The following is a 25,261-nucleotide window of genomic DNA, read 5'->3' on the forward strand; positions in this document are numbered from 1 at the left end:
CTATCTTATTCTTTTCAATCTGGCAATAAAGAATCCATCGGAGCTGTGTACACCAGGCAGAAGCTGCAGATAGCCCGCTTTTGTAGTCTTACTGCGCAGTTCCTCGCAGATATATGGATCAATAGAATCCAGCTGGAACGGATAATTCTCCAGAAACCATTTTACATTGTATTGGTTCTCATCTGCCCCAATGGTACAGGTACTATACACCAGTGTTCCTCCTACTTTCACGTATGACCACACTGTATCCAGGATCTTGCGCTGAATTTTCACCAGCTCCTGCTGCCTGGCCTCTGTCATTTTATAACGAATATCCGGCTTTCTTCCCATCACCCCAAGGCCGGAACAGGGAAGATCTGCCAGTAAAATATCTGCTTTGTCCACAGAATTTTCGTCAAACACTGTAGCGTCCTGTTTTACTGCTTCCATGTTGATCCTCTTTGTTCGTTCCAGGTTCTCTTTCATCAGCTCCACTTTATAATCTGTCAGGTCTCTGGCTTCCACATAACCACTTCCAGCCAGCTTATCTGACAGATGCAGGCTTTTGCCGCCAGGTGCCGCACAGACATCAATACAGTAATTTCCCCATTTCGGATCAGCAATCTCTGCTACCAGCATAGAACTGACATCCTGTACCTGAAACAGCCCTTCTTTGAACGCATCAATAGCCTGAAGATAATTATAATCTGATATTTCCAGTGCATAATCCAGATATGGCACTTCTTTCACCGTAATATGCTGTGCCTTCAGGCTCTGTATAATCTCTTCTTTTGTTGCTTTGCTCAGATTACACCGGATGCAGGTCGGACTCTCTTTACGCATGCTCTGGCACATAGCCTCCACGGTCTGTAAATCAAACTGTGCCAGCCATTTTTTCAGAATCCATTCCGGCATGGAATACGTCACAGAAAGATACTTTCTGGGTGTCTTTTCTTTATCCGGATATACAACCTGATCCAGCTTTCTCGCTACGTTACGCAATACCCCGTTTACGAAGTTCTTTAACGTATAAAAGCCCTTTTTCTGCGCAAGCTTGACTGCCTCATTGCAGACAGCCGAATCCGGCACACTGTCCATATACTTTAACTGATAAACGGACATCCTGAGAAGATTTCGGATAAAGGGTTTCATATCCTTTACTTTTACAGTCGAAAACTGTTCCAGAATATAATCCAGCTCAATCAGATTTTCCATAGTTCCTTCTGTGACTCTGGATATAAACGCTCTGTCTCTCTTTTCCAGATACTGGTATTTTTCCAGTGTCTCTCTTATCACAACGTGACTGTATCGTTCTTCTTCTGTAATCTCCCACAGAATTCCAAGAATGATCTCTCTGGTATTAACTGGTTTAGTCACGATCGTTCCTCCTTGCGATTAAAATCAGTCTCAACAGCTGCAGCAAAGAACTGGCCAGTGCTGCCACATAAGTCATAGCTGCTGCCCGAAGTACTTTTCTTGCTCCGTCCATTTCCTGGCTTCCCAGGATTCCTCCCTGATCCAGAATCTCCAATGCTCTGGAAGAGGCATTAAACTCTACCGGAAGAGTCACCAGCTGAAACAGCACTGCCAGACAGAATAATACAATTCCCACCGTCACCAGTGGACGCAGGGAAAAGATCAGTCCGGCAAAAAATACCGGCCATGCCAGCTGCGAGCCAAGGTTGGCTGCAGGTACCAGAGTACTGCGAAGTACCAGTGGACCATACTGCTTCTGATCCTGCATCGCATGTCCACATTCATGGGCAGCTACACATACTGCTGCCACTGAAGTACTTCCATAGGTACTATCTGACAACCGTAACACTTTATCTCTTGGATCATAGTGATCCGTCAGTTTGCCGGAAACATGTTCCACACGAACATCATAGATGCCTGCCATATGCAATACCTTTTCAGCTGCCTGTGCCCCGGTCAGTCCCGCCATACATCTGACTTTGTTATATTTTGCAAACGTTGCATTTACCCTGGATGAAGCAATCATGGTTAACACCAGACCAATCAATGCCAGTATCATCGTTGGATCATAATACATTCTTCCATATCCATAATAAGAACCTGCATAGCTTAATAACATCCTGCTCACTCCTTTTATGCTTATTCAGCGGTTATCCCAGCTTTGTTCCATTCTCCAGCTGATAGCCACGCAAAAATGCATCTGCGGTCATTCTCTTTTTTCCTTCCAGTTGCAGCTCCAAAATCTCCAGCACACCGTCACCTGTCTGAATTCCAAAATGCTTTTTATCTTCCAGGATCACGCTTCCTGGTTCTTTTTTCTGTTCCCTGGATGGACGAACCGCCGCTTTCCAGATCTTTACTGTTTTTCCTGCCAGATGAGTATAGGCACTTGGCCATGGATTTAAGCCCCGAACCAGACGCTCAATCTGAACTGCACTTTGAGACCAGTCGATCTCTCCCATTTTCTTATTCAGCATAGCAGCATAAGCTGTCGTACTTTCTGCCGGCTGCTTCTGTGGGGTAACGGCAGCATTTTCCAGCGCATCCAGCGTCTTCAGTAAAAGCTGTGCTCCTACCTGGCTCAGCTTATCAAAAAGGCTGCCACCTGTTTCTTCCGGATCCAATGTAACCTCTTCTGTCAGAAGCATATCACCGGTATCCAGTCCTTCATCCATCTGCATGGTGGTCACACCTGATTTCTCTTCTCCGTCAATCACGGCCCACTGGATCGGTGCTGCCCCTCTGTACTTTGGAAGCAGAGATGCATGCACGTTCACACATCCATACTTTGGCATTTCCAGGATCGATTTGGGAATCAGCTGTCCAAAAGCAACCACAACGATGACATCCGGGTGATAACTTCTCAGTTCTTCCACAACTGCTTCTTCTCTTACCTTCTTTGGCTGCAGTACCGGAATTCCAGCCTCTGCTGCCACCTCTTTAACGGGCGTAAACTGCATGGCTTTTCCTCGTCCCTTCGGCTTATCTGGCTGTGTTACGACTGCCACAACTTCATGTTCGGACTGTAAAAGTGCCTGTAAGGTTCCAACCGCAAAATCCGGTGTTCCCATAAAAATTACTCTCATTCGGATCCTCTCCTTTTATCTGGTCTCTTTGTTCCTACTCTTCTTCATTCTGGCAGAGTTCTTCATTATCATAAAGTTCCCCTTCTACCAGTGAAGTGTACATAATTCCATCCAGATGGTCACATTCATGACAGATAGCTCTTGCCAGCAGTTCCTCACCTTCCAGGACAAACTCATCCATGTTCTCATCGTAAGCACGTACACGTACATGCATTGGTCTTGTGACAATTCCACTTTTTCCCGGAAGACTTAAGCATCCTTCGTATCCTGTCTGTGACCCTTCTTTCAGTTCGATCACCGGATTGATCAGAATGTATGGACCATCTCCAATATCGATCACTACTATACGCTTCAGGATTCCTACCTGAGGCGCAGCCAGTCCCACCCCATTTTCCTCATACATGGTTTCCAGCATATCGTCGATCAATTCACGAATCCGTGGTGTTACCTCTTTGACTTCTTTACATTTTTTTTCCAGAACGCTGTCGCCCTGAATTCTTATTTCTCTAATTGCCATCTTTCCTCCTATACTGGGGATTGCTCCTTTTTTTCTGCGTAAGTCTTTCAATCTGCTGCTTTGAGCAATCTCTTTTTCTTTTGTATTTTATCTGTCAGTTTTCCAGATCAAACTGTATCTGTACCGTTCGATATCCTTCATTCATTTTGATGTATTTTTCCAGTTTGTTCTTTATCCCGGTCAGTATCTGCAAGTCTTCTCCCTTGATATAGATCACCTTGCGGTACTCATCCTGTATTTTCCCGATGCTTTCCGCAGTTGGTCCCAGGACACGTATCCTGGCACTTTCCGGCATACGCTGCATCATTTTAACCAGATAATCCATAGCCGTCTGCAGATGAGCTTCGTCCTTTCCAGTTCCATGCAGGGACATCATATACACAGCAGGTGGATAACCTGCCAGCATACGATAACTCATCTCTTCTTCATAGAATCCGCAATAATCCTGCCTGGAAGCAGCTGTAATACAATAATGTTCCGGATCATAACTTTGTATAATGACGTTTCCACTTTTTTCTCCACGTCCGGCTCTGCCGGCAGCCTGTGTCAACAGCTGAAATGTCCGTTCCCCTGCTTTATAGTCTTGTGCATACAGAGAAAGGTCTGCCGCCAGAATTCCTACTAGTGTAACATTCGGGAAATCATGTCCCTTCACAATCATCTGTGTCCCAATTAAAATATCGGCCTCCTGATTCTGAAATGCAGCCAGAATTTTCTCATGTCCATCTTTTTCTCTGGTGGTATCCATGTCCATACGCAGTACTCCTGCTTCCGGGAACATTTTTTTTACCACCTGTTCCACTTGCTGTGTCCCCGTTCCAAAAGTGCTGATAAAAGTGGAACCGCATTTTGGGCACACAACAGGCTTTTTCGCCTCATATCCACAATAATGGCAGACCATTCTCCCATGATTGTGGACAGACAGAGAGACATCGCAGTGTGGGCACATCACCACATGACCACAGGATCGACAGGACAAAAATCCTGCATATCCTCTGCGGTTCAGGAACAGCATCATCTGCTCTTTTGCCTGTAGTTTCTCTGTCATTGCCTCTTTCAGACTCTGACTGATCACACTTCGATTCCCGTTTCGCAGTTCTTCCCGCATATCCACGATTTCCACATCAGGAAGCGCACTTCCTCTGGCACGCTTCGTCATCGTATATAATGCATATTTTCCCTGTTTGGCCCGATAATATGCTTCCAGCGATGGAGTTGCTGAACCAAGCACTACTTTCGCCCCTTCTAGCTTCGCACGTTCAATAGCCGTTTCTCTTGCGTGATAACGAGGCGTTGTCTCGCTTTTATAAGATGGCTCATGCTCCTCATCTATGATGATCAGACCCAGTCTGGAAAATGGAGTAAACAGTGCGGATCTTGGACCGATCATAATGTCAATGTCTCCATTTTGGGCACGCTGAAACTGGTCGTATTTTTCTCCTGCTGACAATCTGGAATGAATGATCGAGATTCGTTCTCCAAATCTGCGATAAAACCGCATAACCGTCTGATATGTCAGGGAAATCTCCGGAATCAGCACTATAGCCTGTCTCTGCTGCGCCACTGTACGGGCAATCAGCTCCATATACACTTCGGTTTTTCCACTTCCTGTTACCCCGTGAAGCAGAGAAGTTCTGTGCACTTTGTCATTCCAGATGCCATCTACGACCTTTCTCTGTTCTTCGTTCAGGGCAATATTATAAGCTCCCTGATGTTTCTGATGCAATGGATTGCGATAGACCAGCACAGATTCTGTTTTTAAAATTCCCTGTTCCGCCATGGTACGAATGACTGAAGCAGACAGATTCAATTTTCCCACAGCCAGTTCATAGGGAATCTCTTTTTCTTCCAGCAGTGCTTCCAGCAGACGATATCTGGCTTTTTGATTCTTTTTCGCATAAAATCGAAGTTTTTCTTCAGCTTCCGCATCGGACAGCAGCAAGATCAACGTTTTTCTCTCTTTTTGTCTGATCTTCTTTTTTATGGGAATAACAGTCTTCAATGCCTGAATCATGGTCGATCCATATGTATTTCTCATCCATGCTGCCAGTGCAATCAGCCGATCCTCTCCGGTTGTCTGATCGGTTCCCACCAGAATCTCCTGTACAGGCTTCATTTTACTTATCTGGTACTGGGTAGTACCCGTCAGTTCTACCACATATCCTTTGGTTAAACGATTCCCTTTTCCAAAAGGTACTTCCACCACATCTCCTATATGAATCAGATTCTGCATGGTCTCCGGAACCAGATAACTAAACGTTCGATCCAGTTTTTCCTGAGATATATCCACGATAATATTGGCATACAATTGTCCCATGCATCCTCCTTTTTGTTACTGACTGTTCTTTTTCTTATTCTTGCACTTTTTTTACCGCATCTTCTGCCAGAATCTCCTGTATCAGAACCCTTTCATCCATCGGGTGTTTTACTCCACAGATTTCCTGATAATCCTCATGCCCTTTACCTGCCAGAACAATCACGTCTCCTGGCTGACCATGATGGATTGCATAAGCGATAGCCTCTTTTCGGTCTGTAATCTTGATATAAGCTCCATCAGTCCTGGAAATCGCAGATTCAATGTCTGCCAGAATTGCTTCCGGTTCTTCGTATCTTGGATTATCCGATGTGATAATGGTAAAATCTGCCAGCTTTCCGGATACTTCTCCCATCTCATAACGTCTGGATTTAGAGCGGTTTCCACCACATCCAAACAGGCATACCAGTCTCTTAGGATGATATTCCTTTAAAGTAGTCAGAAGACTTTCCAACGCCATAGCATTGTGCGCATAATCAATCATCAGGGTAAAATCATCGGACACCCTGATCATCTCGATACGCCCCTTGACCTTTGCCTGGCTCAATGCTGAAATGATATTTTCGTCTGTAACACCATAATGATCACATACTGCAATCGCCGCCAGAGAATTGTATACACTGAATTTTCCTGGAATATCAATCTCTACTTTAAAATTACGTTTTCCGCTTACCTGATAATCAATCCCCAGGTATCCAGGTGCTGACACCAGCCTGGTATCGGTTGCGCGGAAATCTGCTTTTTCTGAAAATCCATACGTCTCCACCTGGCAGGTATGTCCCTTCAGAATCTCCTCCAGATGTTTGTCATCTGCATTCAAAATACCAAGTTTACACTGCTTAAACAGACGTGACTTACATTCCAGATACTCTTCAAAGCTTGCATGTTCAGCCGGTCCGATATGATCTGGTTCCAGATTTGTAAAAATACCAATCTCGAATAGGATACCTGCGGTTCTGTGTAGCATCAGTCCCTGAGACGATACTTCCATAACAACACTGTCACATCCTGCTTTCACCATCTCTGCAAAATATTCCTGGATCGTTGTGGATTCCGGTGTAGTATTGCAGGCCGGTATTACCCTGTCTCCAATGATCGCTTCAATTGTACCGATCAGACCTACCTTGTGACCGGCAGCTTCCAAAATAGAACGAATCATATAGGTAGTCGTTGTTTTTCCCTTTGTCCCGGTAATCCCGATTACATGCAGCTTTTCTGCCGGGTATTCATACCATGCAGCAGCAACCAGAGCCATAGCATATCTGCTGTCAGCCACCCGTATCACGGTTACTGATTCTGGCACTTCCACCGGTTCCTGAACAATAATAGCTGCCGCGCCCTTTTGGGCCACATCCGATGCATAGGTATGCCCGTCTGATACTGCACCTTTGATACAGAAAAACAGGCTTCCTTCTGTTACTTTTCTGGAATCATTTACAATTCCGGAAATCTCTTTATCTATCTCACCCTGCAGGCAGGTATATTCCAAACGTTCCAGTAATTTTGTTAACTTCATGCTTTTCTTCCCCCTTTGATCGTGGTAATTGCATAGATAAATAGATTATAGGGCAATTGAATTAGACTGTCAACAAACGAAAAAAAGCGGCGTGAAACCACACCGCTTTTCGCACTACTCTTATACCAGTTCAAGAAGAACTTCCATTGCTGCATCACCTTTACGAAGACCAATCTTTACGATTCTTGTGTAACCACCGTTACGGTCAGCATATTTTGGTGCATATTCATTGAAGAGCTTTTCTGTAAGATCGATTTCTTTTGTATTTTTCTTCTTACCAGCTGCTTCTGTTGGAACTTTTTTTACAGTATACAGAACTTTTTTCATCTGTCTTCTAGCATGAAGTCTGCTAGGAGAATCTTTCTTGATTTCTTTCTGTACTTCATCGTATACAGTAACTTTCTTTCCGTCTACAACTTCTTTTACTCTCTTGCCTTCAGCATCTTTGCGAGGTACTTTAGCTGTAACTGTTACTGTTTCGTAATTATCTTTTTCTCTCACTGCCAGAGCAATCAGCTTTTCAGCTTCCTTACGGATTTCTTTTGCCTTTGCTTCTGTAGTAACGATTTTACCATGCTGAAGAAGAGCTGTAACCTGACCTCTGATCAGAGCTTTTCTCTGTGCTGATGTTCTGCTAAGTTTTCTATAACCTGCCATTTTATTTTCCTCCATCTTGGAGCACGCGGGAACGCTCTTCGGGCTTACTCCCCGTGCAACATCATTCTATTGTATTATTCTTCACTTGGATTTAACTGTAATCCCAGTTCTTTCAGTTTTGCCAGTACTTCTTCCAGAGACTTACGACCAAGGTTACGAACCTTCATCATGTCTTCCGGAGTTCTGTTGCAAAGTTCTTCTACGGTATTGATACCGGCTCTCTTCAGACAGTTATATGAACGAACAGATAATTCCAGTTCATCAATATTCATTTCAAGAACTTTTTCTTTTTCATTGTCTTCTTTTTCAATCATAATCTCAGCATTGTTTGCACTTTCAGACAGATTAACAAAGAGACTTAAATGCTCACTGAGCACTTTTGCAGCAAGGCTGACTGCTTCATCCGGAGCAAGTGTACCATTGGTATATACATCCAGAGTCAGTTTATCAAAGTCTGTAGCCTGTGCTACACGGGTATTTTCTACAGTCATATTTACACGTTCAACCGGTGTGTAAATAGAGTCAACTGCGATTACACCAATCGGCATATCCGGAGTCTTTCCTTCATCCGCACTGATGTAACCTCTGCCCTTAGTAATTGTGATTTCCATATACAGCTTGCTGCTAGGACCACCACTAAGCGTTGCAATTACCTGATCTTTATTCAGGATCTCCAGATCCTGATCTACCTGAATATCGGCTGCAGTAACCACACCTTCGCCTTCATATTCGATATAAGCGATCTTTGGTTCATTTGTCTCACTGGTATTCTTGATCGCCAGTGATTTTAGGTTCATGATAATCTCGCTGACATCCTCTTTTACACCTGGAATGGAGCTAAACTCATGCAGAACACCTTCGATCTTCACACGGCTGACAGCAGCACCTGGCAAAGATGAAAGCATAATTCTACGAAGTGAATTACCCAATGTAGTACCATATCCTCTTTCGAGTGGTTCTACAACAAATCTTCCATATTTATGGTCTTCAGAAATCTCAGCAATTTCAATTCTTGGTTTATTAAAATCGAACACTTCTTGCGCCCCTCCTTTTGGGTTGTTGTAATTGAGGGTTATAGCCAGGACCCGCATCAGCGAGTCCTGATTTTACTTCCTAATGCTTATTTGGAGTATAATTCGACGATAAGCATTTCGTTTACTGGAACATCAATTGCTTCTCTTGCAGGAAGTTCTTTTACAGTTCCTTTTAAGTTCTCCTGATCGCTTTCCAGCCATTCTGGAACCAGACGTCCGCCTGTTACTTCCAGGATGTCTTTGTATCTCTGAGATCCTTTGTTCTTTTCTTTGATTTCGATTACATCACCAGCTTTTACAAGGTAAGATGGGATGTTAACCTGCTTGCCGTTTACCAGTACATGCTTGTGGTCAACGATCTGTCTTGCTTCTTTACGGGTTCTTGCGAATCCAAGTCTGAAGATTACATTATCCAGTCTTGTTTCCAGCATGATCATCAGGTTAGGACCTGTCATACCTGGCATTCTTTCAGCCTTTGCATAGTAGTTACGGAAAGGTTTTTCCAGTACGCCGTAAATGAATTTTGCTTTCTGTTTTTCTCTTAACTGCAGACCGTATTCACTCATCTTACGGTTTGCTCTCTTTAATTCTCTATTGGACTTTTTATCGATTCCTAAATATACAGGATCCAGACCGAGGGATCTGCATCTTTTCAGGACCGGAGTTCTATCTACTGCCATCTTTATTACCTCCTAATTAGACTCTTCTGCGTTTTGGTGGGCGGCATCCATTATGTGGAACCGGAGTTACATCTGTGATGCTTGTTACATCAATACCGCATGCACTCAGTGCACGGATAGCTGCTTCTCTTCCTGAACCAGGACCCTTTACAAATACGTCTACTGTCTTTAATCCGTGAGGGATAGCTGCCTTTGCAGCTGTCTCAGCAGCCATCTGTGCTGCATATGGAGTAGATTTCCTTGAACCTTTAAATCCCAGACCACCGGCACTTGCCCAAGATAATGCATTACCTGCAGCATCTGTCAATGTAACAATTGTGTTATTGAAAGATGACTGAATATGTGCCTGTCCGCGTTCAACGTTTTTCTTAACGCGCTTTTTTGTCACTTTTTTCGCAACTTTTTTAGCCATGATAAACTAACCTACTTTCTTCCTATATTATTTCTTCTTATTAGCTACTGTTTTCTTAGGACCCTTACGTGTTCTAGCGTTTGTCTTGGTCTTCTGACCACGAACAGGAAGTCCTTTACGATGACGGATTCCTCTGTAACATCCGATTTCCTGAAGTCTCTTGATATTCAGAGCGATTTCTCTTCTCAGGTCACCTTCTACTGTATAATGTTCATCCATTACGTCACGGATTCTGGAAACTTCTTCATCTGTAAGATCTCTGACACGAGTATCAGGATTTACATTTGCTGCTTCCAGGATCTTGTTTGCGCTTACTCTACCAATACCGTAGATGTAAGTCAAACCGATTTCAATTCTTTTCTCTCTTGGTAAGTCTACACCAGCAATACGAGCCATGTAATTTTTCCTCCATTTTCTCATAAGCTACCGTTCACACGCAGCCCGCCATAGCCAGACGTCTGAAATGTTGTGCGCTGCCCGGTGCTCAGCTATATTGTCTTTAATTGGGGTTCTGGAATTGTTCCAGCACCCAGCCGCGAAATACGACCTTTCCGTATCATATACATGATCCGGTATTAGAAGCAATATAGGGGATGTATCTGCTGTGTAAACTCTCCAGCATTAAGAGTACTGCCGGATACATCGTCGCATATATTGTCATTAGCATGCAAAGCATGCTGCAGTCGTGTTCAAATCATCCACAAACGGATTGCCGGATTAACCCTGGCGCTGTTTGTGTTTTGGGTTTTCACAGATTACTCTGATACTACCTTTTCTTTTAATGATTTTGCATTTTTCGCAGATAGGTTTAACTGATGATCTAACCTTCATGTGTTAAATCCTCCTTTCCTATTTACTCGCCTTGTAGGGCATAATAACCCCTTTATCTAAAAAGGTACGCTAGAGAGTATAGCACCAGCGCACCTTTTTTGCAAGTATTATTTTCAATTTTTTCAAATTTTTTGAATTATTTTTAAAATGTCTTATTTATCTCTCCAGATAATACGTCCTTTGGATAAATCATATGGAGACAGTTCAATCGTTACTTTGTCTCCTGGAAGGATACGGATAAAGTTCATTCTCAGCTTACCGCTGATATGAGCCAGTACCACATGCTTGTTTTCCAGTTCTACTTTAAACATTGCATTTGGTAATTTTTCCAATACTGTTCCTTCTACTTCAATAACATCTGCCTTAGACATTTGAAAACCTCCTGATTACTTTTCTGATCTCTTCATTTTTAATTGTTTCCTCGGTCAAACTGCACAGTTCTTCCGGTATTGTTTTTCTGACCTGAATATGTTTCCATTTCTTTTTTTTCGGACGCTCTACTGGTTTCAGGCGGCCATCAGAAAGATATACATATTCACCTTCTGTTTTTATGATTACATAAAGTTTGTCTTTATCATGCCCTGCCATGGACCAGGCGAGCATTCCAAATTCATAATCCATCTTTACCTCCCGGCATTGTCACTATATCTGACCTAATGTCAGGATCTCAGGTTCTCCATCTGTGATCAGTACGGTGTTCTCGTAATGAGCTGACAAAGATCCATCTTCTGTTACAACTGTCCAGTCATCATCCAGCCAGCAGACATTATAGCTTCCGGCATTGATCATTGGTTCAATCGCAAGTGTCATTCCTGAAACAAGGCGAATACCGCGCCCTCTCTGTGCAAAATTCGGAATCTGAGGATCCTCATGCAAATGAGTCCCTATTCCATGTCCAACTAGATCTCTGACTACTCCGTAGCCAAAGCTCTCAGCATAAGCGCCGATCGCTGCAGATATCTGATACAGGTGATTACCTTCTCTGGCATACTCTATTCCTTTAAAGAAACTGTCCTTTGTGACCTGAATCAGCTGCTGAGCTTCTTTGGATATCTTTCCTACTGCATGAGTTCTTGCCGCATCTGAATGATACCCTTCATAAATAAGTCCGGCATCCAGACTGACAATATCTCCCTCCATCAGAATATGTTCATTATTCGGGATTCCATGCACCACTTCATCATTTACCGATACACATATGGATGCAGGATAACCGTTATAATTCAGGAAATTCGGAATACATCCCATATCTCTGATCAGTTTTTCCCCATACCGGTCAATGTCTTTGGTAGAAATTCCCGGTTTTACATATTCTTCCAGTTTGGCATGAACAAGTTCAAGACGTTTTCCAGCTTCTCGCATAAGCTGTATTTCTTTCGCAGACTTTATTGATACCGACATATTATTCTCCTAATATCTGCACAATGCTCTGGAAGACATCTTCCATGTCCACTGTACCATCCACTTCTTTTAAGATACCAGCTTTTGTATAGTAATCAATCAGTGGCTGAGTCTGTTCGTGATATACGCCAAGACGCTTCTGAACAGTTTCTGGCTTATCATCATCTCTCAGGATCAGCTTTTCTCCGCATGCATCGCAGATTCCTTCTACTTTGGTTGGATTGTAAACGATATGGTAAGTCGCACCGCATCCTACACAGGCTCTTCTTCCTCCCATACGTGTTACAATGTTCTCATCCGGTACATTGACATCAATGGCATATTCCATCTTTTCGCCATTTTTTGCAAGAGCTGCATCCAGACACTCTGCCTGAGGAATGGTTCTTGGGAAGCCGTCTAATACATACCCTTTTTTGCAGTCATCCTGCTGTAATCTGTCTACTACCAGATCCACAACCAGCTCGTCTGGGACCAGAAGTCCCTGATCCATATAAGTCTTAGCTTTTTTACCAAGTTCTGTACCTTCTTTAATGTTCGCACGGAAAATATCTCCTGTGGAAATGTGTGGAATACCATATTTTGCTGCAATCTTCTTTGCCTGTGTACCCTTACCAGCTCCAGGTGCGCCTAACATAATAATCTTCATAATGAAACCTGCCTCATTTTATATTTTTTACCATTAAACACATATAGTGCACCATCTCATCCGGTACAGATGAAACGGTACACTCTATCTTTGTCTACTCGCTTAAAAAGCCTTTATAATTGCGAACTACCATCTGAGATTCGATCTGTTTGATTGTCTCCAGCACTACTCCAACGATAATGATAATGGAAGTTCCTCCAAATGATACATATGCTCCGAAAACTCCATTAAAGAAGATTGGAATCAATACCACAATCGTAAGACCAAGTGCACCAATCAGTACAATGTAATTTAAAATCTTATTTAAGTAATCGCTGGTTGGTTTACCTGGACGAATACCTGGAATGAAACCACCCTGCTTTTTCATATTATCCGCGACCTCAATTGGATTGAAAGTAATGGATGTATAGAAATATGCAAATGCGATAATTAATGCGACATAAATGATCAATCCGATGGAATAGATTGGCTTGGATGGACTAAACCAGTTGTTCTGACTTAAAGAAGCAATGATCTTTCCGCCTAAACCTTCTTCAGAAATCCCCGCAAACGCTGCAATCATACTTGGCATACTAAGCAGAGAAGAAGCAAAGATAACAGGGATAACACCTGCTGTATTTACTTTCAATGGAATAAATGTGGACTGACCACCAACCATTTTTCTGCCCTGCATTTTTTTTGCATACTGGACAGGAATTCTTCTTGTTGCATCGCTTAATAAGATAACCAGTACAATCGTAACAATAATAACAGCCAGAATAATAACACCGGCCAGAACACCTTTGGCGAGTGTCGTTCCTTTGATGAATGACTCGTACAGAGAAGCCATATCAGACGGTACTCTGGACAGAATGTTAATCATCAGGACAATGGAAATACCATTTCCAACACCATGCTCTGTGATCTGTTCACCGATCCACATCAGGAATGTGGATCCAGCTGTCATTGCAGCAATTACAGTCAGACCTGCCAGGAAGTTCATGTTCGGAATCAATCCCTGTCTTCCAAAACCAATGGTCATGGCAAGAGATTCTGCCAGAGCCAGTCCAACTGTCACATAACGGGTAATGGCAGTAATCTTCTTTCTGCCTTCTTCTCCATCTCTATGCATTTCTTCCAGTGCCGGAATGGCAATGGTAAGAAGCTGCATAATAATAGATGAAGTAATGTATGGTGTGATATTCAAAGCAAAGATAGACATTTTCTCAAATGATCCGCCTGTAAATGCACTAAAGAAATTAAATGCATCACCGGTCTGATTTGCAAACCAGTTTGCCAGGTAGTTACGGTCCACACCCGGAACCGGGAGCTGTGAACCGAATCTGACAACAAGGAGCATCAGAAATGTATATAACATTCTTTCTCTGATATCTTTAACCTTAAACGCATCACGAAGTGTCTTTAACATTAGATCACCTCAGCTTTTCCACCAACTGCTTCTATTTTAGCTTTTGCGCCTTCACTGAAAGCATTTGCTTTAACAGTAAGCTTCTTGGTAAGTTCACCGTTTCCAAGAATCTTAACACCGTCTTTGGCACTCTTAATGATACCAGTCTCAATCAGAGTATCGATTGTTACTTCTGTATCATTATCAAATCTTTCCAGTACGCTTACATTGATTGCTTCGATATCAAGAGTATTTCTGTTTGTGAAACCTCTCTTAGGAAGACGTCTGTACAGTGGCATCTGACCACCTTCGAAACCTGGTCTAGTAGCGCCTGAACGTGCTTTCTGTCCTTTATGTCCCTTACCGGCAGTTTTGCCGTTTCCTGAACCATGTCCGCGACCTCTTCTGAAGTTATCGCTCTGTCTGGAACCTTCAGCAGGTTTTAAGTTTGATAAATCCATCATGGCACCTCCTTATTCTAATATCAATCTAAATTAAACTTCTTCTACTTTTACTAAATGCTGAACCTGTTTTACCATTCCCATTGTTGCTGCATTGTTTGGAAGCTCAACAGATTTGTTCAGTTTCTTCAGTCCAAGTGCTGCAACAGTAGCACGATGCTTTGGAATAGCTCCGATTGGAGATTTAACAAGTGTAACTTTTACTTTATCTGCCATTTTTTACCTCCTGTGCAAATTACGCACGAACTTCTTCAACAGATTTTCCACGAAGTCTTGCAACTTCTTCAGGGGACTTCAGCTGTTTCAGTCCTTCCAGTGTAGCAAGTACAACGTTCTGTTTGTTTCTGGATCCCAGACATTTTGTACGGATGTTGCGAATACCAGCAAGTTCCAGTACGTTACGTGCAGGACCACCAGCGATGATACCAGTACCTTCCGGAGCTCTCTTCAGAACGATCTGAGATCCACCGAATTTACCGTCAAAGTTGTGTGGAATACTTGCATTTTCATCTAATGCAACAGTGATAAGTTTCTTTGTAGCATCTTCTTTACCTTTACGGATAGCTTCTGGAATTTCAGCAGCCTTTCCAAGTCCGGCACCAACGTGTCCGTTGCCATCACCAACAACTACCAGGGCTGTAAAACGCATATTACGACCACCTTTTACAACTTTGGTAACACGCTTAATTGACACTACTTTTTCTGTTAATTCTAACTGATTAGCATCAATAATTTCACGTTTCATGTGTCTACCTCCTAAAATTCCAGACCAGCTTCTCTGGCTGCATCTGCTAATGCTTTGATTTTACCCTGATATATAAAGCCGCCTCTATCAAAAACAACTTCTTTAATGCCTTTTTCCAGAGCTCTCTCTGCGATTACTTTTCCAAGGTATGCTGCTGCATCAACGTTATTAGTCTTCTCAACTTCTGCTTTTACTTCTTTCTGAAGTGTGCTTGCAGAAACCAGAGTATTTCCGACTGTATCGTCAATAATTTGAGCATACATATGATTATTGCTTCTGAATACTGCGAGACGTGGTCTCTGTGCAGTACCTGCAAAACGATTACGAAGTCTTCTGTGCTTCTTTACACGAACTTCTGTTCTAGATTCTTTACTAACCATTTTCACACTCTCCTTACTTATTTCTTACCAGTCTTACCAACTTTACGTCTGATAACTTCATCAGCATACTTAATACCTTTACCTTTATAAGGTTCCGGAGCTCTCTTTTCTCTGATTTCAGCTGCGTACTGGCCAACTTTTTCTTTGTCAATACCCTTAACAGTGATTACGTTTCCGTCAACAACTGCTTCCAGGCCTTCTGGATCGATCATCTCTACTGGATGAGAATATCCAAGAGATAATACCAGTTTCTTACCCTGCTTAGCTGCTTTGTAACCTACACCATTTACTTCCAGCTTCTTTTCGAATCCTTCGCTGACACCAACTACCATGTTGTGGATCAGTGTTCTTGTCAGACCGTGCAGAGATTTCATTTTCTTCAGATCGTTTGGTCTGCTTACTACTACATGACCATCTTCTACTTTGATATCCATTTCAGCAGGCAGTACTCTTACCAGAGTTCCTTTGCTGCCTTTTACTGTAACTTTGTTGCCTTCCGCAACTTCAACGGTAACGCCTGCAGGAATTGCTACAGGCAGTCTTCCTATACGTGACATTCAAATGTCCTCCTTACTTAGATTTTCGGAGAGAGAGCATTGTCTCTCTCTGTTTTCAGTAACTTTTACGGGGTATCCTACCAAACAAATGCCAGAACTTCTCCACCAACTCCAAGCTTACGAGCTTCTCTGTCAGTGATAACACCTTTGTTTGTAGAAAGAATAGCTACACCAAGACCACCAAGAACTCTTGGAATATCTTCTTTGCCTGCATGCACACGAAGACCTGGTTTAGAAATTCTCTTAATACCTGTAATGACTCTCTCATTTTTATCAGCACCGTATTTCAGTGTGATGCGGATAACTGGGAAACCGCCTTCTTCAACGATGTCATATTTTGCAATATAACCTTCATCTACCAGAATGTTTGCAATAGCAAGTTTCATTTTGGATGATGGAACATCTACTGTATCGTGTTTTGCAGTATTTGCATTACGGATTCTTGTAAGCATATCTGCAATAGGATCACTCATTGTCATCTGGATTTTCCTCCTTATATTCTCAGATCATTGCTGACCAATCAAGTTGTATCGGCTTACCAGGAAGCTTTCTTAACTCCCGGAATTTCACCTTTGTAAGCCAGTTCACGGAAGCAGATTCTGCAGATTCCGTATTTTCTCAAATATGCATGTGGACGACCACAAATTCTGCAGCGGTTGTATTCTCTTGTGGAGAATTTCTGTGGACGCTGCTGTTTAATCTTCATTGCTGTCTTAGCCATGAAATTTCCTCCTATATTCAATCACATTGACTGTTAACAATTCAATTATTTAGAGAATGGCATGTTGAACTGTGTTAAAAGTTCACGTGCTTCTTCGTCAGTCTTTGCTGTTGTAACAAAGATAACGTCCATACCTCTTACCTTGTCAACCTTATCATATTCGATTTCAGGGAAAATTAACTGTTCTTTGATACCAAGAGCGTAGTTACCTCTTCCATCAAACGCATTCGGGTTAACACCTCTAAAGTCACGTACTCGAGGTAATGCAAGGTTAACCAGACGGTCAACGAATTCATACATTTTTTCTCCACGAAGTGTAACTTTACATCCGATTGCCATACCTTCTCTGATCTTGAAGTTAGCAACAGAATTCTTTGCTCTGGTCAGAACCGCTTTCTGGCCTGTAATAGTTTCCATATCCTTAACAGCTGCTTCCAGTAACTTAGCGTTTTCTTTTGCTTCGCCAACGCCCATGTTTACTACAACTTTGTCCAGCTTCGGAACTTCCATAATATTCTTATATCCAAACTTTTTGATCATAGCATCTACGATCTCGTTCTGATACTGTTCTTTCAGTCTACTCAACTTCTAGTGCCTCCTCTCTTACGATTATTTATCGATAACTTCGCCTGTAGCTTTTGCTACACGAACTTTTTTGTCTCCGTCCATCTTGAAGCCAACTCTTGTTGCCTTTCCATTATGGAGAAGCATTACGTTAGAAGCATCAATGAAAGCTTCTTTGTTTACAATACCGCCCTGCTGATTAGCAGCTGATGGTTTTGCATGTTTCACAACCATGTTGATGCCTTCAACGAGCACTTTATGGTTCTTCACATCTACTTTGAGGACTTTGCCCTCTTTATCTTTATCTTTACCAGCGATAACTTTTACTGTATCGCCTGTCTTGATTTTTAATGCTGACATTCGGGTACCTCCTTATAATACTTCCGGAGCCAGTGAAACAATTTTCATAAACTGTTTATCACGAAGCTCTCTTGCTACTGGTCCAAAAATACGAGTTCCTCTTGGATTCTTGTCATCTTTGATGATGACTGCAGCATTTTCATCAAATCTAATATAAGAACCATCTTTACGACGGGTTTTGTTTACTGTACGAACTACGACAGCCTTTACAACATCACCTTTTTTTACAACGCCGCCTGGTGTTGCATCTTTAACCGTAGCAACGATTACATCACCGATAGCTGCATATCTTCTGGTAGATCCGCCCATAACTCTGATGCAAAGTAATTCTTTTGCTCCAGTGTTATCAGCAACTTTCAGTCTACTCTCCTGCTGTATCATGCTGATTACCTCCTATACTATTTCACTCTTTCAGTGATTTCCACAAGTCTCCATCTCTTATCTTTGGATAAAGGTCTTGTTTCCATTACTTTTACTGTATCACCGATGTTACATTCGTTGTTTTCATCGTGTGCTTTTAATTTATAAGTACTCTTTACGACTTTTTTGTAAAGAGGATGTTTCACATGGTTCTCAACTGCAACAACGATTGTCTTATCCATCTTGTTGCTGACAACTTTACCAACACGGGTTTTTCTAAGATTTCTTTCCACGTCTATTTGCTCCTTTCGTGGTAATTCACTTACGCATTAGCTTTCTCAGTGATAACGGTCTGAATTCTTGCGATGTTCTTACGAACTTCTTTGATTCTGCTTGTGTTATCCAGCTGATTGGTTGCATTCTGGAATCTTAAATTGAAAAGTTCCTTTTTAGCAGCTACTAATTCTTCGTTTAATTCTGCAGCTGATTTGCTTTTTAAATCTTCTACATACTTATTAATTTTCACTGTTATCACCGCCTTCTAAATCTGCACGAGATACGATTTTGCATTTGCACGGTAATTTGTGCATAGCAAGACGTAACGCTTCACGGGCTACTTCTTCCGGAACTCCTGCCAGTTCAAACATAACACGTCCCGGTTTTACAACTGCTACCCAGTATTCCAGTGTTCCTTTACCGGAACCCATACGGGTTTCAGCTGGTTTTGCTGTTACAGGTTTGTCTGGGAAAATCTTGATCCAAACTTTACCACCACGTTTGATATAACGAGTCATAGCAACACGGGCAGCTTCGATCTGGTTTGATTTAATCCAGCATGGTTCAGTTGCAACAAGTCCATATTCACCATTGGAAATTGTATTTCCTCTTAACGCCTTTCCAGCCATGCTTCCACGGAACTGTTTACGACGTTTTACTCTCTTAGGCATTAACATTATTTATCGCTCCCTTCCTTTACATTTTTGGTTGGAAGGATTTCGCCGTTGTAAATCCATACCTTTACGCCCATTTTGCCGTAAGTGGTATCTGCTTCTGCGAATCCATAGTCAATATCTGCACGAAGTGTCTGAAGTGGAATAGTTCCTTCACTGTAGAACTCTGTACGAGCCATATCAGCTCCGCCAAGACGTCCTGAAACAGCAGTCTTAATTCCCTTTGCTCCTGTTTTCATGGTTCTTCCCATTGTAGATTTCATAGCACGACGGAAGGAAACACGGTTTTCCAGCTGCTGAGCAATGTTTTCAGCTACTAACTGAGCATCTCTGTCCGGTCTCTTAACTTCTTTGATATCTACAAGAAGTTTTCCTGTAACGAACTTCTGAACTTCAGCTTTTACTTTTTCGATCTCTGAACCGCCTTTACCGATTACAACACCCGGTTTAGCTGTGTAGATGATCACTTTTACTCTTCCTGATGCTCTTTCGATTTCGATTTTTGAAACACCAGCGCTATATAACTTCTTCTTCAGGTATGTTCTGATCTTGTTGTCTTCGATCAGGTAATCAGCAAATTCTGACTCAGCATACCACTTGGAGTCCCAGTCTTTAATAACACCGACTCTTAAGCCGTGTGGATTAACTTTCTGTCCCATGCTTTACCTCCTATCTTTCATTCAGCACGATTGTGATGTGGCTCATTCTCTTTTCGATACGATAAGCTCTACCCTGTGCTCTTGGTCTGATTCTCTTCATTGTAGGTCCTTTGTTAGCGTAGCATTCTTCTACGTAAAGGTTCTCTACACTCATTCCGTTATTGTTTTCAGCATTTGCAATTGCTGACTCTAATAATTTTTTAATTAATGTAGAAGCGTATCTTGGGTTGTAAGTTACAATACCAAGTGCTGTCTGCACATCTTTGCCTCTAATAGCATCTAAAACGAAGCATGCCTTCTGAACTGAGACTCTCGCATAAGATAACTTTGCGGATGGTCTTGTGTCCTTCTGAGCATTTCTTTCTCTCTTGATTTGGGATCTATGTCCTTTTGCCATGGATGAAGCCTCCTTTCAAATATTATCCTTAACGAGATTTCTTCTCGTCTTTACCATGTCCTCTGTATGTTCTGGTTGCAACGAACTCTCCAAGTTTATGTCCAACCATATCTTCTGTTACATATACAGGCACATGTCTTCTTCCATCATGAACTGCAATTGTATGTCCAACCATCTGTGGGAAAATTGTAGAACGGCGGGACCAGGTCTTGATAACCTGTTTAGATCCTGCTGCGTTCATTTCGTCAACTTTTTTCAGTAAGCTTGCGTCCGCAAACGGTCCTTTTTTAAGTGAGCGAGCCATAGGTTCTAACCTCCTTATATTTCTCGATTAATATTGTTATTAGTTGATTGCTTTACCATCGCGTCTTCTTACGATGAGCTTGTTAGAAGCTTTCTTCTTGCTTCTGGTCTTAAGACCCAGTGCAGGTTTGCCCCAAGGTGTACATGGACCTGGACGACCGATACCGGTCTTACCTTCACCACCACCGTGTGGATGGTCATTCGGGTTCATAACAGATCCGCGAACGGTAGGTCTGATACCCATGTGACGTTTTCTACCAGCTTTACCAATATTAATCAGGTTGTGATCACCATTTCCTACAACACCGACTGTTGCGCGGCAGATGATCGGAACCATTCTCATTTCTCCTGAAGGGAGACGAAGTGTTGCATATTTTCCTTCTTTAGCCATCAGCTGTGCGCCGTTACCAGCTGCACGAACAAGCTGACCACCTTTTCCAGGATAAAGTTCAATATTGTGAACCATTGTACCAACCGGGATCTTGGATAATGGCAGGCAGTTACCGATTCTTACTTCGGCTTCCTCACCGCTCATAACCTTCATTCCATCTTTCAGTCCCTGTGGTGCAAGGATGTAAGCTTTTTCTCCATCAGCATAAGTAATCAGAGCAATGTTAGCTGTTCTGTTTGGATCGTATTCGATACCAGTTACTACTGCTGGGATACCATCTTTTTTATTTCTCTTGAAATCGATGATTCTGTATTTTCTTCTGCTTCCGCCTCCGCGGTGTCTTACAGTAATTTTTCCCTGATTGTTACGTCCGGAGTTTTTCTTAAGAGATACAACAAGGCTCTTTTCCGGAGTAGTCTTTGTAATTTCAGAGAAATCAGATCCCGTCATGTTTCTTCTTGACGGTGTATATGGTTTATAGGTTTTAATTCCCATTTTTGTTTCTCCTTTCAATATATTTCGCATGCATCCTGCGATGCATATACCTTATATATCGTCCGCCCATATTCTGAATCAGAACTGACGGAGCTCATCTGCCAATCTTATAATCCCTGGAAGATCTCAATATCTTTGCTGTCTTCTGTCAGAGTTACGATTGCTTTCTTTGTCTTAGCTGTTTTTCCAACGGTCATTCCACGACGTCTGGTTTTTCCATCCAGGTTCATTGTGTTAACGCGTTTTACTTTTGTTCCTTCGAACATCTTTTCTACAGCTTCTTTGATCTGAGATTTGGTTGCCTCAGTGTGTACCTGGAAAGTGTATTTCTTTTCTGCCATAGCATTCATACTCTTTTCAGTTACGATTGGTTTAAGGATTACATCATAATACTGAATTGCTGCCATTATGCGTACACCTCCTCGATTGCCTGTACGGCTTCTTTTGTCATAACCAGTGTGTTATGTTTCAGAATGTCGTATACATTGATGGTATTTACCAGAGATGTCTGAACATCAGCAATGTTTCTTGCAGAAAGCACTACCTTTTCATCATTCTCTTTCAGAACAACGATTGCCTTTTCAGCTTTTACATTGTTCAGTACATTTACCATAGCTTTTGTCTTAATCTCATCAAATTTCAGTTCATCAAGAATTACCACCTTGTTTTCCTGAACTTTTGCAGTTAATACAGACTTAAGAGCTGCTCTCTTTTCTTTCTTGTTCATCTTGAAAGAATAGTCCCTTGGAACTGGTGCGAATACAACTCCGCCGCCTGTCCACTGTGGAGCTCTTGTTGAACCCTGTCTTGCATGACCGGTTCCTTTCTGTCTCCAAGGTTTTCTTCCGCCTCCGGAAACTTCAGAACGTGTTTTTGCTTTCTGTGTTCCCTGACGATTGTTTGCCAGCTGCTGAAGCACTGCCATGTGTACCAGATGTTCGTTTACTTCTACACCAAACACAGCATCGTTAAGCTCCATTGTGCCAACTTCTTTGCCTTCCATATTGTAAACAGATACGTTTGCCATCTGTGTGTTCCTCCTTTCCTACAAGGCCTATTTGCCAGATTTTACTGTTTCTTTGATAGTAACCAGAGATTTCTTTGGTCCAGGAACTGCTCCCTTAACCAGAATCAGATTGTTCTCTGCGTCAACTCTTACTACTTCCAGGTTCTGGATTGTTACACGTTTGCTTCCCATATGTCCTGGCATTCCTTTTCCTTTGAATACCTTACTTGGGTCAGAACAAGCACCGTTAGAACCCTGATGACGATGGAACTTAGAACCATGAGCCATAGGACCTCTGTGTTGACCGAATCTCTTAATCGCACCCTGGAATCCTTTACCTTTGGAAATTGCTGTAGCATCGATCTTGTCGCCAGCTGCAAAAATATCAGCTTTGATTTCCTGTGCTACTGTAAATTCCTCAGCATTTTCAAATTTGAACTCTCTGACAAATCTCTTGCAAGAAACTCCTGCTTTGTCAAACTGACCTTTCATTGGTTTGTTAACCAGATTTTCTCTCTTGTCAGCAAAACCAACCTGTACTGCGCTGTAACCATCATTCTCAACTGTCTTGATCTGTGTCACTACACAAGGGCCAGCCTGAAGAACGGTTACCGGAGTTAATACTCCATCTTCGTTGAAGATCTGTGTCATTCCGACTTTTGTTGCTAAAATCGCTTTCTTCATCCTTTTTACCTCCTGTTTTTCTACAGCGGATTACACTGTGTTGTGCAATCATCCTAGTCAAACAGTCAATATAAGTGGAACTTTGGCTTTCGCCACTGTTGCTTCTATATCAACCCGTAGGATAATTAACTCTCAACTCAAGAACTTATTTGTTCTTCATCTTGATATCGATATTTACACCTGCTGGCATTTCCAGTCTGGACAGTGCATCAACTGTCTTCTGTGTTGGTGCAATGATATCGATCAGTCTTTTATGAGTTCTCTGTTCGAACTGTTCTCTGGAATCTTTGTATTTGTGAACGGCACGAAGAATTGTAACAACTTCCTTCTTAGTAGGAAGAGGTACCGGTCCACTTACCTGAGCTCCATTCTTTTTTACAGTTTCGATGATTTTCTTAGCAGATGCATCAACCAGCTGATGATCATATGCCTTTAATGTGATTCTCATTACTTGACTTGCCATAAAAAAAGTCGCCTCCTTTTCGCACTTTTATTGCTAAGTACGACAAGCGGTGACTGTACACGCTCCCGTGTGTATCTCAGAGCATGCTCCGTTTCTCCACACGTTGTTTCCGGTCATAGCCGGACAGTTAATTTGTACAGTGACTTGTCGCCAGTTTTCTAACTTGACATTCGCTCCACGGAAAACCTGTAGAATTTCTACAGCAACCTCACGCTTCAACGCTATCAAGGTCACAACGATTGAATTATAAATGATATTTTCTTATTTTGCAAGGGTTTTTTGATTTTTTTTGTATTTTTTCTTATACACTATTTTTCAATATCGAAATGGGTATTGCATTCCACAGTCCCCATCCCATATAATGAATACAGCAGATGCACAAAACGTCTATATTCTTACCTTATTATATAGGAAGAAACACAAATTACAATACCAAATATGATGCTATTATGAAAGGAATATTTATGTGGATTGCTGATCATTGGAAAGATTACGAAGTATTAGATACGTCCAAAGGAGAAAAACTGGAACGCTGGGGCAGGTACATCCTGGTTCGTCCTGATCCTCAGGTCATCTGGGATACCCCAAAGGTTCTTCCTGAATGGAAGCACATGAACGGGCATTATCACCGCAGTAAAAAAGGCGGCGGCGAATGGGAATTTTTTAATCTCCCTGAGCAGTGGACGATTCATTATCATTCCCTCACTTTTAATTTGAAACCTTTTAGTTTTAAGCATACCGGTCTTTTCCCGGAGCAGGCTGCCAACTGGGACTGGTTTTCCCGTAAAATCACAGAAGCAGGGCGCCCTGTTAAGGTTCTGAACCTGTTTGCATACACCGGTGGCGCTACTCTCGCCGCTGCCGCTGCAGGTGCTTCAGTAACCCATGTAGATGCTTCCAAGGGTATGGTCACCTGGGCAAAAGAAAATGCCCGTTCCTCCGGCCTGGAAAACGCACCAATCCGTTGGATCGTTGATGACTGTGTAAAGTTTGTAGAACGCGAAATCCGCCGGGGCAATCATTACGATGCCATTATTATGGATCCCCCATCATACGGCCGTGGTCCAAAAGGTGAGATCTGGAAGATTGAGGATGCCATCCATCCGCTGGTAAAACTCTGTGCTCAGTTACTAAGTGATCAGCCGCTCTTTTTCCTGATCAATTCCTATACAACAGGTCTGGCACCTGCGGTTCTGACTTATATGCTGGCTACTGAATTAAAACCATTTCACGGTCATGTAGATTCCCAGGAGATTGGTCTTCCGGTATCTTCCAATGGACTGGTACTGCCATGTGGTGCTTCCGGGCGTTGGGAGGCATAAAAGCCAA

General features: G+C 42.3%; 39 protein-coding genes. 1 reads left to right on the forward strand and 38 read right to left on the reverse strand.

What is annotated here, in order from left to right; translation table 11 throughout:
* The 38 genes from rsmB to rpsJ all read right to left on the reverse strand — a co-directional run bounded on the left by rsmB (position 1) and on the right by rpsJ (position 23,932).
* Positions 1-1,356, reverse strand: a complete 1,356-nt coding sequence (gene rsmB, locus OCV47_RS05895; protein ID WP_262654312.1) for a 16S rRNA (cytosine(967)-C(5))-methyltransferase RsmB — start codon at positions 1,354-1,356, stop codon at positions 1-3.
* Entirely contained in the window at positions 1,349-2,074 is a 726-nt protein-coding gene (locus OCV47_RS05900) for a zinc metallopeptidase (protein ID WP_117447703.1), read from the reverse strand. The genes rsmB and OCV47_RS05900 overlap by 8 nt, the downstream gene beginning before the upstream one ends.
* Before the next feature lie 31 nt (positions 2,075-2,105).
* Positions 2,106-3,041 (reverse strand): methionyl-tRNA formyltransferase, encoded by a 936-nt coding sequence (fmt, locus tag OCV47_RS05905; RefSeq protein ID WP_256297013.1) that lies wholly within the window; start codon positions 3,039-3,041, stop codon positions 2,106-2,108.
* 34 nt (positions 3,042-3,075) lie between these two features.
* Positions 3,076-3,558 carry a peptide deformylase gene (gene def, locus OCV47_RS05910; RefSeq protein ID WP_117447701.1) on the reverse strand — a complete coding sequence of 161 codons (483 nt, stop codon included), beginning with the start codon at positions 3,556-3,558 and terminating at the stop codon, positions 3,076-3,078.
* A gap of 94 nt (positions 3,559-3,652) precedes the next feature.
* Positions 3,653-5,875: a replication restart helicase PriA gene (gene priA, locus OCV47_RS05915; RefSeq protein WP_262654315.1), complete on the reverse strand. Its 2,223-nt coding sequence runs from the start codon at positions 5,873-5,875 to the stop codon at positions 3,653-3,655.
* A gap of 34 nt (positions 5,876-5,909) precedes the next feature.
* Complete coding sequence (locus tag OCV47_RS05920) at positions 5,910-7,388, reverse strand: UDP-N-acetylmuramoyl-L-alanyl-D-glutamate--2,6-diaminopimelate ligase (RefSeq protein WP_262654316.1); 1,479 nt, start codon at positions 7,386-7,388, stop codon at positions 5,910-5,912.
* Positions 7,389-7,508: 120 nt separating this feature from the next.
* A complete protein-coding gene (locus OCV47_RS05925; protein ID WP_262654318.1) occupies positions 7,509-8,045 on the reverse strand; it encodes a bL17 family ribosomal protein in 537 nt (178 codons plus the stop codon).
* 74 nt (positions 8,046-8,119) lie between these two features.
* The gene (locus OCV47_RS05930) at positions 8,120-9,079 is read right to left on the reverse strand and encodes a DNA-directed RNA polymerase subunit alpha (protein WP_262654320.1); all 960 of its coding nucleotides are present in this window, start codon (positions 9,077-9,079) and stop codon (positions 8,120-8,122) included.
* Between the two features lie 86 nt (positions 9,080-9,165).
* The gene (gene rpsD / locus OCV47_RS05935) at positions 9,166-9,759 is read right to left on the reverse strand and encodes a 30S ribosomal protein S4 (protein ID WP_117447697.1); all 594 of its coding nucleotides are present in this window, start codon (positions 9,757-9,759) and stop codon (positions 9,166-9,168) included.
* Positions 9,760-9,775: 16 nt separating this feature from the next.
* Complete coding sequence (gene rpsK / locus OCV47_RS05940) at positions 9,776-10,171, reverse strand: 30S ribosomal protein S11 (protein ID WP_117447696.1); 396 nt, start codon at positions 10,169-10,171, stop codon at positions 9,776-9,778.
* A 27-nt stretch (positions 10,172-10,198) separates the two neighbouring features.
* On the reverse strand, positions 10,199-10,567 hold the full coding sequence (gene rpsM, locus OCV47_RS05945; RefSeq protein WP_117447695.1) for a 30S ribosomal protein S13: 369 nt from the start codon (positions 10,565-10,567) through the stop codon (positions 10,199-10,201).
* A gap of 321 nt (positions 10,568-10,888) precedes the next feature.
* Positions 10,889-11,002, reverse strand: a complete 114-nt coding sequence (gene rpmJ / locus OCV47_RS05950; RefSeq protein WP_003497809.1) for a 50S ribosomal protein L36 — start codon at positions 11,000-11,002, stop codon at positions 10,889-10,891.
* Positions 11,003-11,154: 152 nt separating this feature from the next.
* Positions 11,155-11,373: a translation initiation factor IF-1 gene (infA, locus tag OCV47_RS05955; RefSeq protein ID WP_005428560.1), complete on the reverse strand. Its 219-nt coding sequence runs from the start codon at positions 11,371-11,373 to the stop codon at positions 11,155-11,157.
* Complete coding sequence (locus OCV47_RS05960; RefSeq protein WP_262654322.1) at positions 11,366-11,623, reverse strand: KOW domain-containing RNA-binding protein; 258 nt, start codon at positions 11,621-11,623, stop codon at positions 11,366-11,368. Before OCV47_RS05960 ends, infA begins: the two co-directional genes overlap by 8 nt.
* A 21-nt stretch (positions 11,624-11,644) precedes the next feature.
* A complete protein-coding gene (map, locus tag OCV47_RS05965; RefSeq protein ID WP_262654323.1) occupies positions 11,645-12,403 on the reverse strand; it encodes a type I methionyl aminopeptidase in 759 nt (252 codons plus the stop codon).
* A gap of 1 nt (position 12,404) precedes the next feature.
* Positions 12,405-13,049 carry an adenylate kinase gene (locus OCV47_RS05970; RefSeq protein WP_117447692.1) on the reverse strand — a complete coding sequence of 215 codons (645 nt, stop codon included), beginning with the start codon at positions 13,047-13,049 and terminating at the stop codon, positions 12,405-12,407.
* 94 nt (positions 13,050-13,143) lie between these two features.
* On the reverse strand, positions 13,144-14,457 hold the full coding sequence (secY, locus tag OCV47_RS05975) for a preprotein translocase subunit SecY (protein WP_262654325.1): 1,314 nt from the start codon (positions 14,455-14,457) through the stop codon (positions 13,144-13,146).
* Complete coding sequence (rplO, locus tag OCV47_RS05980; RefSeq protein WP_262654372.1) at positions 14,457-14,897, reverse strand: 50S ribosomal protein L15; 441 nt, start codon at positions 14,895-14,897, stop codon at positions 14,457-14,459. The genes secY and rplO overlap by 1 nt, the downstream gene beginning before the upstream one ends.
* Positions 14,898-14,930: 33 nt before the next feature.
* Positions 14,931-15,113, reverse strand: a complete 183-nt coding sequence (gene rpmD, locus OCV47_RS05985; protein ID WP_117447689.1) for a 50S ribosomal protein L30 — start codon at positions 15,111-15,113, stop codon at positions 14,931-14,933.
* A 19-nt stretch (positions 15,114-15,132) separates the two neighbouring features.
* Positions 15,133-15,642, reverse strand: coding sequence for a 30S ribosomal protein S5 (gene rpsE, locus OCV47_RS05990; RefSeq protein ID WP_117447688.1), 510 nt, complete (start codon positions 15,640-15,642; stop codon positions 15,133-15,135).
* Positions 15,643-15,653: 11 nt separating this feature from the next.
* Positions 15,654-16,022: a 50S ribosomal protein L18 gene (gene rplR / locus OCV47_RS05995; RefSeq protein WP_117447687.1), complete on the reverse strand. Its 369-nt coding sequence runs from the start codon at positions 16,020-16,022 to the stop codon at positions 15,654-15,656.
* Positions 16,023-16,039: 17 nt separating this feature from the next.
* Complete coding sequence (gene rplF / locus OCV47_RS06000; RefSeq protein ID WP_117447686.1) at positions 16,040-16,579, reverse strand: 50S ribosomal protein L6; 540 nt, start codon at positions 16,577-16,579, stop codon at positions 16,040-16,042.
* Between the two features lie 77 nt (positions 16,580-16,656).
* The gene (gene rpsH, locus OCV47_RS06005; RefSeq protein ID WP_117447685.1) at positions 16,657-17,058 is read right to left on the reverse strand and encodes a 30S ribosomal protein S8; all 402 of its coding nucleotides are present in this window, start codon (positions 17,056-17,058) and stop codon (positions 16,657-16,659) included.
* 56 nt (positions 17,059-17,114) lie between these two features.
* A complete protein-coding gene (locus OCV47_RS06010; RefSeq protein WP_117447684.1) occupies positions 17,115-17,300 on the reverse strand; it encodes a type Z 30S ribosomal protein S14 in 186 nt (61 codons plus the stop codon).
* Between the two features lie 45 nt (positions 17,301-17,345).
* Positions 17,346-17,885 carry a 50S ribosomal protein L5 gene (gene rplE, locus OCV47_RS06015; RefSeq protein WP_256297033.1) on the reverse strand — a complete coding sequence of 180 codons (540 nt, stop codon included), beginning with the start codon at positions 17,883-17,885 and terminating at the stop codon, positions 17,346-17,348.
* Positions 17,886-17,909: 24 nt separating this feature from the next.
* Positions 17,910-18,224, reverse strand: coding sequence for a 50S ribosomal protein L24 (rplX, locus tag OCV47_RS06020; protein ID WP_117447682.1), 315 nt, complete (start codon positions 18,222-18,224; stop codon positions 17,910-17,912).
* A 12-nt stretch (positions 18,225-18,236) separates the two neighbouring features.
* Positions 18,237-18,605, reverse strand: a complete 369-nt coding sequence (rplN, locus tag OCV47_RS06025; RefSeq protein ID WP_117447681.1) for a 50S ribosomal protein L14 — start codon at positions 18,603-18,605, stop codon at positions 18,237-18,239.
* Between the two features lie 17 nt (positions 18,606-18,622).
* On the reverse strand, positions 18,623-18,877 hold the full coding sequence (rpsQ, locus tag OCV47_RS06030) for a 30S ribosomal protein S17 (RefSeq protein ID WP_117447680.1): 255 nt from the start codon (positions 18,875-18,877) through the stop codon (positions 18,623-18,625).
* Between the two features lie 29 nt (positions 18,878-18,906).
* On the reverse strand, positions 18,907-19,110 hold the full coding sequence (rpmC, locus tag OCV47_RS06035; RefSeq protein ID WP_117447679.1) for a 50S ribosomal protein L29: 204 nt from the start codon (positions 19,108-19,110) through the stop codon (positions 18,907-18,909).
* Positions 19,100-19,537 (reverse strand): 50S ribosomal protein L16, encoded by a 438-nt coding sequence (rplP, locus tag OCV47_RS06040; protein WP_117447678.1) that lies wholly within the window; start codon positions 19,535-19,537, stop codon positions 19,100-19,102. The genes rpmC and rplP overlap by 11 nt, the downstream gene beginning before the upstream one ends.
* A complete protein-coding gene (gene rpsC / locus OCV47_RS06045) occupies positions 19,537-20,193 on the reverse strand; it encodes a 30S ribosomal protein S3 (RefSeq protein WP_117447677.1) in 657 nt (218 codons plus the stop codon). The genes rplP and rpsC overlap by 1 nt, the downstream gene beginning before the upstream one ends.
* A 10-nt stretch (positions 20,194-20,203) precedes the next feature.
* Positions 20,204-20,590 (reverse strand): 50S ribosomal protein L22, encoded by a 387-nt coding sequence (gene rplV, locus OCV47_RS06050; protein WP_117447676.1) that lies wholly within the window; start codon positions 20,588-20,590, stop codon positions 20,204-20,206.
* A gap of 28 nt (positions 20,591-20,618) precedes the next feature.
* Positions 20,619-20,894, reverse strand: a complete 276-nt coding sequence (gene rpsS, locus OCV47_RS06055; protein WP_117447675.1) for a 30S ribosomal protein S19 — start codon at positions 20,892-20,894, stop codon at positions 20,619-20,621.
* A 39-nt stretch (positions 20,895-20,933) separates the two neighbouring features.
* Positions 20,934-21,779 (reverse strand): 50S ribosomal protein L2, encoded by an 846-nt coding sequence (gene rplB, locus OCV47_RS06060; protein WP_256297041.1) that lies wholly within the window; start codon positions 21,777-21,779, stop codon positions 20,934-20,936.
* A 107-nt stretch (positions 21,780-21,886) separates the two neighbouring features.
* Positions 21,887-22,186 carry a 50S ribosomal protein L23 gene (gene rplW, locus OCV47_RS06065; protein WP_117447674.1) on the reverse strand — a complete coding sequence of 100 codons (300 nt, stop codon included), beginning with the start codon at positions 22,184-22,186 and terminating at the stop codon, positions 21,887-21,889.
* Positions 22,186-22,806 carry a 50S ribosomal protein L4 gene (gene rplD / locus OCV47_RS06070; protein ID WP_117447673.1) on the reverse strand — a complete coding sequence of 207 codons (621 nt, stop codon included), beginning with the start codon at positions 22,804-22,806 and terminating at the stop codon, positions 22,186-22,188. Before rplD ends, rplW begins: the two co-directional genes overlap by 1 nt.
* A gap of 27 nt (positions 22,807-22,833) precedes the next feature.
* The gene (rplC, locus tag OCV47_RS06075; protein WP_117447672.1) at positions 22,834-23,469 is read right to left on the reverse strand and encodes a 50S ribosomal protein L3; all 636 of its coding nucleotides are present in this window, start codon (positions 23,467-23,469) and stop codon (positions 22,834-22,836) included.
* Between the two features lie 145 nt (positions 23,470-23,614).
* On the reverse strand, positions 23,615-23,932 hold the full coding sequence (gene rpsJ, locus OCV47_RS06080; protein ID WP_117447671.1) for a 30S ribosomal protein S10: 318 nt from the start codon (positions 23,930-23,932) through the stop codon (positions 23,615-23,617).
* Between the two features lie 464 nt (positions 23,933-24,396).
* On the opposite strand from rpsJ, the gene OCV47_RS06085 reads away from it, so the two are divergent.
* Entirely contained in the window at positions 24,397-25,254 is an 858-nt protein-coding gene (locus OCV47_RS06085) for a class I SAM-dependent methyltransferase (RefSeq protein WP_117447838.1), read from the forward strand.
* Positions 25,255-25,261 lie beyond the last annotated feature (7 nt).

Origin of the sequence: Muricoprocola aceti, assembly GCF_025567005.1 — a bacterium.
Classification (GTDB): Bacteria; Bacillota; Clostridia; order Lachnospirales; family Lachnospiraceae; genus Marvinbryantia; species Marvinbryantia aceti.